8 protein-coding genes and 1 pseudogene are annotated in these 7,348 nt (G+C 62.8%); 3 read left to right on the top strand and 6 right to left on the bottom strand.

Features of this window, described 5'->3' with window-relative positions; all coding sequences use genetic code 11:
• On the top strand, positions 1–808 hold an 808-nt coding region (locus EOB36_RS32320), incomplete at its 5' end, for a M20/M25/M40 family metallo-hydrolase (RefSeq protein ID WP_128286480.1).
• A gap of 146 nt (positions 809–954) precedes the next feature.
• Here EOB36_RS32320 and EOB36_RS32315 read toward each other — a convergent pair.
• Genes EOB36_RS32315 through EOB36_RS32295 form a run of 5 tightly spaced genes read right to left on the bottom strand, consistent with a single transcriptional unit; the run spans position 955 to position 5,562 of the window.
• Positions 955–1,959, bottom strand: a complete 1,005-nt coding sequence (locus EOB36_RS32315) for a branched-chain amino acid ABC transporter permease (protein ID WP_126106350.1) — start codon at positions 1,957–1,959, stop codon at positions 955–957.
• Entirely contained in the window at positions 1,956–2,831 is an 876-nt protein-coding gene (locus EOB36_RS32310) for a branched-chain amino acid ABC transporter permease (protein WP_095485428.1), read from the bottom strand. Before EOB36_RS32310 ends, EOB36_RS32315 begins: the two co-directional genes overlap by 4 nt.
• Before the next feature lie 25 nt (positions 2,832–2,856).
• Positions 2,857–3,576, bottom strand: coding sequence for an ABC transporter ATP-binding protein (locus EOB36_RS32305; protein WP_126106349.1), 720 nt, complete (start codon positions 3,574–3,576; stop codon positions 2,857–2,859).
• Positions 3,573–4,310 carry an ATP-binding cassette domain-containing protein gene (locus tag EOB36_RS32300; protein WP_095485430.1) on the bottom strand — a complete coding sequence of 246 codons (738 nt, stop codon included), beginning with the start codon at positions 4,308–4,310 and terminating at the stop codon, positions 3,573–3,575. The genes EOB36_RS32305 and EOB36_RS32300 overlap by 4 nt, the downstream gene beginning before the upstream one ends.
• A gap of 4 nt (positions 4,311–4,314) precedes the next feature.
• Positions 4,315–5,562, bottom strand: coding sequence for an ABC transporter substrate-binding protein (locus EOB36_RS32295; RefSeq protein WP_128286479.1), 1,248 nt, complete (start codon positions 5,560–5,562; stop codon positions 4,315–4,317).
• Positions 5,563–5,729: 167 nt separating this feature from the next.
• On the opposite strand from EOB36_RS32295, the gene EOB36_RS32290 reads away from it, so the two are divergent.
• Positions 5,730–6,554 carry an alpha/beta hydrolase gene (locus EOB36_RS32290; protein WP_095485432.1) on the top strand — a complete coding sequence of 275 codons (825 nt, stop codon included), beginning with the start codon at positions 5,730–5,732 and terminating at the stop codon, positions 6,552–6,554.
• A 93-nt stretch (positions 6,555–6,647) separates the two neighbouring features.
• On the opposite strand, the gene EOB36_RS32285 is transcribed toward EOB36_RS32290, so the two are convergent.
• Complete coding sequence (locus tag EOB36_RS32285; RefSeq protein WP_126106348.1) at positions 6,648–6,944, bottom strand: DUF982 domain-containing protein; 297 nt, start codon at positions 6,942–6,944, stop codon at positions 6,648–6,650.
• A 281-nt stretch (positions 6,945–7,225) separates the two neighbouring features.
• Between EOB36_RS32285 and EOB36_RS35590 the strand changes: the two are divergent.
• Positions 7,226–7,348 (top strand): annotated as a pseudogene (locus EOB36_RS35590) (type I methionyl aminopeptidase); the annotation flags it as partial.

The following is a 7,348-nucleotide window of genomic DNA, read 5'->3' as shown; positions in this document are numbered from 1 at the left end:
GGATGCGGTCGCCAGGGGCAAGCTCGCCAAGGCGGTGCTGGTCGCCGAGCCGACCTGGGGCGACGTGCTGCCGGTCGAGGGCGGGCTCGAATGGGCGCGGGTGACGATCCGCGGCCGCAACGCGCATTCGGCGCTGCGCTACAATGAGATCTATCCGCAGCGCCACGACAAGGACCGGCTGGAACCCGGCGTCAACGCAATCGAGATCGCCGCGCGCTTCATCGCCGCCGTGCGCCAATACGAGCTCGACCGCACGCGGGCCAGATCGCATCCGCTGCTGCCGCTCGGCATGAACACGATCAACATCGGGGTGATGCAGGGCGGCACCGGACTAGGCGAGAACGGCCTGCCGACGGTGATGACCAACCCGGCGATCATTCCGGACGTCGCGGTTCTCGATCTCGATATGAAATTCCTGCCTGATGAGAATTCAGCCGATTATCGCCGCGATTTCGAGACTTTCGTGCATCATTTCGCTGCCACCGACGCCTGGCTGCGTGAAAACCCGCCGACCATCCAGTGGGAGCTGGGCGGCCTGTACTTCCCGCCGATGAACACCTCGCCGGATCATCCGCTGGTCCGGTCGCTCGTCGCCAACAAGGCGCGCATCGGCAAGAAGCCTGAGGTGAAGGGCTTCGTCGCCGTATGCGACGCCGCGCACTATGCCGGCGCCGGCGTCGACGGTGTCATCTTCGGTCCGTCCGGCGACGGTTTCCATGGCGCCGACGAATATGTCGAGATCGACTCGGTGGTGGAGACCGCCAAGGTCATCGCCGCCTCCGTCATCGACTGGTGCGGCGTCCGCTAAACTCGAGCTGGTTAAGGTGTGTTGAGATTCAGGTCAGGCCGAGTCGAAAATGGTGGGTTCCGAGAACCGGAGCGCAGCGTACTTTTGGGTACGTGAGCACCGGAAGCGCAGGAAGCCGCCATTTGCAGGCCGGCCTCACCTGAATATCAGCGCACCTTGATGCGCTCGGCCACCATCGTCCAGGCAGCGCGGATCATGCCGACCAGGCCGCTCGGGTAGACCAGCATGATGACGATGATGAGCAGCGCCGAGATCATCAGCCGCCATGCGCCGAAATCGGCCATCGCCTCGGAAAAGACGGTGAGCACGAAGGACGCGATGATCGCGCCATAGATCGTGCTCGTTCCGCCGAGCAGCACCATCGACAGGATGATGGTCGCCAGGCTCATGCCGAACACGTCGATCGAGGCGTTACGCTGGTAGGCGGCGTAGAAGGCCCCGGCAATCCCGGTGAAGAAGGCGCTTGCCGCCAGTGTCACCATGCGCTGCCGGACCAGCGAGACGCCGCGGCTGATGGCGTATTCCTCATTGTCGCGCAGCGCCACGATGCTGGCGCCGGCTCGAGAGCGCACGAACAGCCGCAAAAACAGCGTGCTGAGCACCAGAAGTGTCAGTGCGATGTAGAAATAGCCGATCTTGCCGTCGCGGATCATGTTGTGGTCGAAAAGATAGAGGCCGGGCACCCGCACCAGACCTTGCGTGCCACCCGTCAGGTCCGACTGGCTGATGATGACCTGCATGACGAGCTGTGCGAAACCGAAAGTGACCAGGATGATATAGATGCCCTTGAGCCGCAGGATCGGAATGGTCACCAGCACGGCCGCCACGGTGGCGATCACGCCGCTCGCCACAAGCGCGATCCACGGATCGATGCCGGCCTGCTTGGCGAGCAGGCTGTAGGCATAGACGCCGATGCCAAACAATGCCAGGTGGCCGAAATTGAAGACGCCGCCATAGCCGAGGCTGAGGTCCCAGTTCGAGGCGACGATGGCGTAGATGAAGATCATGATCAGCACATGCCGGCTGTAGCTGTCGCCGAAGACGAGCGGCAACAGGGCAAGCAGCAGGAACCCCGCCACGAAGCCGATCGCCTCGCGGTTCCAGGTCACACGGCCGGGAGCAGACGGGATGGCGATGTCGAGGAGCGTCATGCGAGCCCCCTGGAACGGCTGGCGAAAATACCCTCCGGGCGCACCATGAGCGTCGCGATGAGCACGAGGAAAAGCAGTGCCGGCGTCCAGTAGAGGCCGAAATAGTAGTTGCTCGCCGCCTCGAAGAATCCGATCAGGTAGGCAGCGAAGATCGGTCCTGAAATGCTTGAAATACCGCCGAAAACCACCACGATCAGTGCCTTGAGCAGCGGGTCGGCACCCATCGACGGGTTCATGAAGCGGTAGCCGCCCATGAAGATCCCGGCCAGCCCGGCCAGCGAAGCGGCGATGGCGAAGGCAAGGCCGTAAAGCGCCGTGACGTTGAGGCCGACGAGCTGGCTCGCATCCTCGTTCTGCGCGACCGCCCTGAGCGCTAGGCCGAGCCGGGTGCGGTTGAGGAACGACCACAGCGCCGCAAGGATCAGCGGCGTGATGACAATGATCGCGATCTGGTGCAGCGACACACCGACACCGGCGATGGTGGTGTTGCCCTCGATCAGGCTCGGAAGCTGCTTGGAGCGCGGACCCCAGACCGTCAGTGCCCCGTTCTCCATCAGCGAGCCGGCGGCCAGTGTGGTGATGACGACGACCAGCACGATGTTGGGACGGCCGATCAGCGGCCGCACCACCGAGGCCTGCAGGATCCAGCCGGCGCCAGCCATGACGATGACGGCGAGCGGGAAGGCGATCACCACCGGCAGGCCGAAGGCGACGAGCTGCCAGGCAAAATAGGCGCCCAGCATCATGAACACGCCATGGCTGAAGTTGAACACACCGATCGTCGTCCAGACGAGGGCCAGCCCGACCGCCATCATCGCGTAGAGCGAGCCCTGGAACAGGCCGCCAAAGAAGATATCCGAAAACATGCTCATGCCCGAACCCTGTCCGATCCTGCCTTCAATGCCCGAAATACATCGCCATGATTTCGCTGTGCTCGATGCTCTCGCCCGGCCGGATCTCGGTCTTGACCGCTCCGTGATCGACGAGGAAGAGCTGCCGGCTGAGTTCGAGCAGGAACTCGATGTCCTGCTCCACGACGACGAGCGGCACGCCGCCCTTCGAGATATCCATGACGGCGGTGCAGAGCTCGTCCTTGATCTTCGGCGCCAGTCCAAGCGTCGGCTCGTCGAGGATCAGCAGACGCGGATGGCTCATCAGCGCCGTGCCGATCGACACCATCTGGCGCTCGCCGCCGGAAAGCGTGCGCACCCTTTGCCGCCACCGTTCGGCGAGCTTCGGGAACAGCTTCACCACCTTTTCGCGGTTCTCGGCCTCGTGCGGCCGTGCGCGCGGCGAATAGGCGCCAAGCGCCATGCAGTCGCCGATCGTCAGATCCGGGAACAGCTTGTTGCCCTGCGGCACGTGGATGAGACCGGTGGCGACGATGGCGCGCGCGCTCAAGCCAGTGATGTCCTTGCCGTCGAAGACGACGCGGCCGCGTTTCGGCGCGACCAAGCCGGAAATGGTCCTGAGCAGCGTCGTCTTGCCGTGACCGTTCGGCCCGAACAGACCGACATTGCCGAACCGGCCAGCCTCGAGCGTGATCTCATGCAGAACGGTCACACGGCCATAGCCGGCGGTCACCGCCTCGACACTCAGGATCGGGCTCTCGCTCACGCCGCCGATCTCCTTGTCCCGAGATAGGCCTCTACCACGCGATGGTCGGCGATCACGCTCTTGGGGTCGCCCGCGGCAAGCACACGGCCCTGGTTCAGCACGAGCAGATGTTGCGACAGGCTCATCAGGAAGGTCAGCACATGCTCGATCAGCACCACGGTGATGCCGCGCGCGGCGGTGCGCCTGATCAAACCGATCGACGTCTCGATCTCCGGCTTGGTCAGGCTCGATGCCGGCTCGTCGAGCAAAAGCATGCGCGGCTCCGTGGCGATTGCCGTTGCGAGCATCAGGCACTTGCGGTCGAACACCGACAATTCGCCGGCGAGCCGTCCGAACGTGGCCGACGAAAGGCCGACGAACTCCAGGGCCTCGGCGGCGCGGGTCCGCGCCTCGGCCGCCCCTCGCCCGGGCTTGCCATAGCTTGCGCCGATCAGCGCGTTCTCGAACACGGTCAGCCCGTCGAAGCTGGTCTCGCGCTGGAAGGTCCTGAGAAGGCCGAGCTGTGCAATGGCATTGCCTGTCTTGCCCTGGATCTCCATGCCGTCGAACCGTATCCGGCCCTTGTCGGGACCGAACGGTATGCCGGTGATGACGTTGAACAGCGTGCTCTTGCCACTGCCGTTCGGCCCGGCGACGCCGAAGATTTCTCCGGCCTCGACTGCGAATGAAACATCATCGACCGCCTTGAGCGAGCCGAACGCCTTCGATACGCCTTCGATTTCAAGCAGCGGCATGCCGCTATTTCATCCAGGGCTGCGGCTGGAACTCGCCGGTCGCGTATTTGGCGGGCGAGATCAAGGCGCGCTTGCCGTCCCAGATCTGGAAGAAGGTGATCGGGATGTAGTCGTCGCCCTGCATGGCAAGATGCGTCGCCGGATCGAATTTCAGGCGCCCCTCGGCGACCTGCTTGTCGGTCTTGGACAGCGCCTTCATGATTGCGGCATGGTCGCTCGGGTCGCCGGCCTTTTTCAGCGCGTCGAAATAGACATTGACCATCTCGTAGAGACCGACGCCGTATGTGCCGCTCTCGACGCCGTATTTGGCCTTGAACTTGCCGGCCACTTCGTCGGCACGCGGGTTCTTCGGCGTGGTCAGCGCGCCACCAAGAAGGTTATAGATCACGCCGTCCGACTTTTCCTTGGTCAGCTCGACGAATTCCGGAACGCTCGGCGCATATTGCAGGAACACCAGACTCTTGGTCGGCTGCTCCAGGAACTGGTTGAGGAACGAGGCCGAATTGCCGGGCAGATAGTCGGTGTTGATGACCACGTCCGGCACGTCCTCGCGCACCTTGGCCAGGATCGAACGCCAATCGGTCACCTCGCCGAAGGGCACGAGCTCATCGACGGTGATGGTCCAGCCCTTCTCCTTGAAGGTCTTCTTCATGCCTTCGGAGATGGTCTTCGAATAGGCGTTGTCGGACGAGATGATGGCGACCTTCTTGGTCGGCAGCGTGATCTTGCCTTCGGCTGCCAGCTTCTCGACAAAAACCGTGACGTCGGTGTTGTAGGCGTCGAAGGACGGGGTCAGCGACCAGCAGCAGGCATATTTTTCCGGATCGGGCGCGATGATGTCCTTGGTCTGCTGCGATGTGGCCGCAAGCATGTAAGGCATCTCCGCCTCGGCCATGTTGTCGATCTCGAAATTGGTCAGGCTGGCATAGCCGGTCAGCATGAAATGCACATCCTGGTCGCCGAGCAGGCGCTCGACCGCGCTGGTGACGTTCGCCGCCGACTGGTCCTTCACATCACCCACGACCAGTTCGAACGTATGGCCGCCGACGCCGCCGGCGCTGTTTGCCTCGTCGATCGCCATCTGCGCGCCACGCTGGAATTCCTGGCCGTCGGCCGCCGCCGGGCCGGTCAGCGGCGCCAGCAGGCCGATCTTGACGACATCGGCGAATGCCGGCGCAGTGGCCAGCATCACGCCGAGCGACGTTCCGAGCAGCATATGCCTGAAATGGCGTTTCATCGACTTGGTCATCATTGATCCTGTTCCCCTGTTATTATCGTGACGATGGTTGGATGATTGACAAATTATGCACAGGCGGGTCAATTTGAAAAGATATTTTCATGCGTAGGCGGACAAATTTGCCTGCTAAGCAGTTCGCGGAACTGCAGCGGCCAAGCGAATCGAGACAGATGGAGACAGGGATGGCGACCACGATAAAGACGATCGAAACCAGTCACGGCACGCTCGCCGTGCGCGAAAGCGCCGGCACCGGCATGCCGGTGCTGATGATCCACGGCAATTCGTCGTCGGGCGCCGTCTTCCGCAATCAGTTCGACGGCAGGATCGGCGCAACCTACCATCTGATCGCGGTCGATCTTCCCGGTCATGGCGAGTCCTGCGACGCGGTCGATCCGGATCGCAGCTACTCGATGCCGGGTTACGCCGACGCCATGACCGAGGTGATGAACGGGCTTGGCGTCGAAAAAGCAGCGGTCTTCGGCTGGTCGCTGGGCGGTCATATCGGGTTGGAGATGATCGACCGCTATCCCGGCATGCTCGGTCTGATGATCACCGGCACGCCGCCGGTCGCCGGCGCCGATCTCGACAATGGCTTCAAGCCCAGCCCGCATATGGGCCTGGCCGGCAAGGAGACCCTCACCGAAGAAGATATCGACGCTTATGCGCATTCAACCTGCGGCGAGCCCTATGACCAGCTGCTCCGCAATGCCGTCGCGCGCACCGATGGCCGCGCGCGCAGACTGATGCTCGGCAAATTCGCGGCTGGCGAAGGCAAGGACCAGAGCGCGATCGTCGCCGGCAAGACACCGCCGATCGCGGTGCTCAACGGCGCCGACGAGCCGTTCGTCAACACCGACTTCGTCGACACGATTGCCTTCTCCAACCTCTGGGAAGGCAAGAAACACCTGATCAGCAATTCCGGCCACGCGCCGTTCTGGGATTCGCCGGACCGGTTCGACCCGATCTTCGAACGGTTCCTCAAGAACCTGGAGCCCAGCTGGCGCTAATGGATGTCGCGCAAAAATGCGCAGCGGTTTTACGACATGCATAAGAACAAGAGCTCAAGCGCGTCGCATGAGCCCGTTCGAACGCGACGCGCTTTAAGCCCTCAGCCCCCTCGCCTCGCCAGAACGCTTGCCTGGAACCATCATATCCCTGGCCAGGAGGCGGCTCACCCGGCAGAACGCCATGAACGCCCGGCAAGCCTCCTCGGTGTCGACCAGGTCGACCGTGGCGCCGAAACAGGCATTGAACGCAGCCTGATAGACCGGGCCCTGCCGGCGAACCGGCCAGCCTTGCAGGAAATCCAGCGCCTGTTCGACGCTGTATATTTCCTCGACCGGCAGGCCAGGCGCCGTCGTGATGCGCACCGGCACCTCGAATTGCAATCTGTCCATTCGTGTCTCTCCCGAGCAGCGTTCCCGCAGCAACGCCGCTCGTTGCAAAAAGGTTGCCTTGACCGGCTTCTTGCTCGGGCCACGCTTCTTGCTCAGAAATATGTCGTCAGTGCGGACGAACACCCTGGACAGGCACAAGGTGAAGCCGCAACGCATGAATTTCGCCGGCTTGTGCCCGTCGTCGGCAGTTCGTCCTTGAACCTGGCGCCGTCCGGTGCCAAATCTGAGAGACTTTTCTCACAGGCTCATTAGAAGCCCTTTCTTCCGGCAAGACGGACACAATGGTCACCTATCTCGACGCCGCCACGGCACCGCTCAGAAACACCGGCCAGATCCGCCTCTATGGCGAAGAAGGCTTTGCCGGCATGCGCAAGGCCTGCGACCTCACCGCGCGCTGCCTCGAC

The organism is Mesorhizobium sp. M6A.T.Cr.TU.017.01.1.1 (assembly GCF_004023115.1).
Classification (GTDB): domain Bacteria; phylum Pseudomonadota; class Alphaproteobacteria; order Rhizobiales; family Rhizobiaceae; genus Mesorhizobium; species Mesorhizobium mediterraneum.
This window is presented reverse-complemented; position numbering and strand designations above follow the sequence as displayed.

What these genes read in the sequence shown, in the direction of transcription:
- EOB36_RS32310 (WP_095485428.1), bottom strand. Translation starts at nt 2,831, where the DNA reads ATGAGCATGTTTTCGGATATCTTCTTTGGCGGCCTGTTCCAGGGCTCG.
- EOB36_RS32315 (WP_126106350.1), bottom strand. Translation starts at nt 1,959, where the DNA reads ATGACGCTCCTCGACATCGCCATCCCGTCTGCTCCCGGCCGTGTGACC.
- EOB36_RS32285 (WP_126106348.1), bottom strand. Translation starts at nt 6,944, where the DNA reads ATGGACAGATTGCAATTCGAGGTGCCGGTGCGCATCACGACGGCGCCT.
- EOB36_RS32290 (WP_095485432.1), top strand. Translation starts at nt 5,730, where the DNA reads ATGGCGACCACGATAAAGACGATCGAAACCAGTCACGGCACGCTCGCC.
- EOB36_RS32300 (WP_095485430.1), bottom strand. Translation starts at nt 4,310, where the DNA reads ATGCCGCTGCTTGAAATCGAAGGCGTATCGAAGGCGTTCGGCTCGCTC.
- EOB36_RS32295 (WP_128286479.1), bottom strand. Translation starts at nt 5,562, where the DNA reads ATGATGACCAAGTCGATGAAACGCCATTTCAGGCATATGCTGCTCGGA.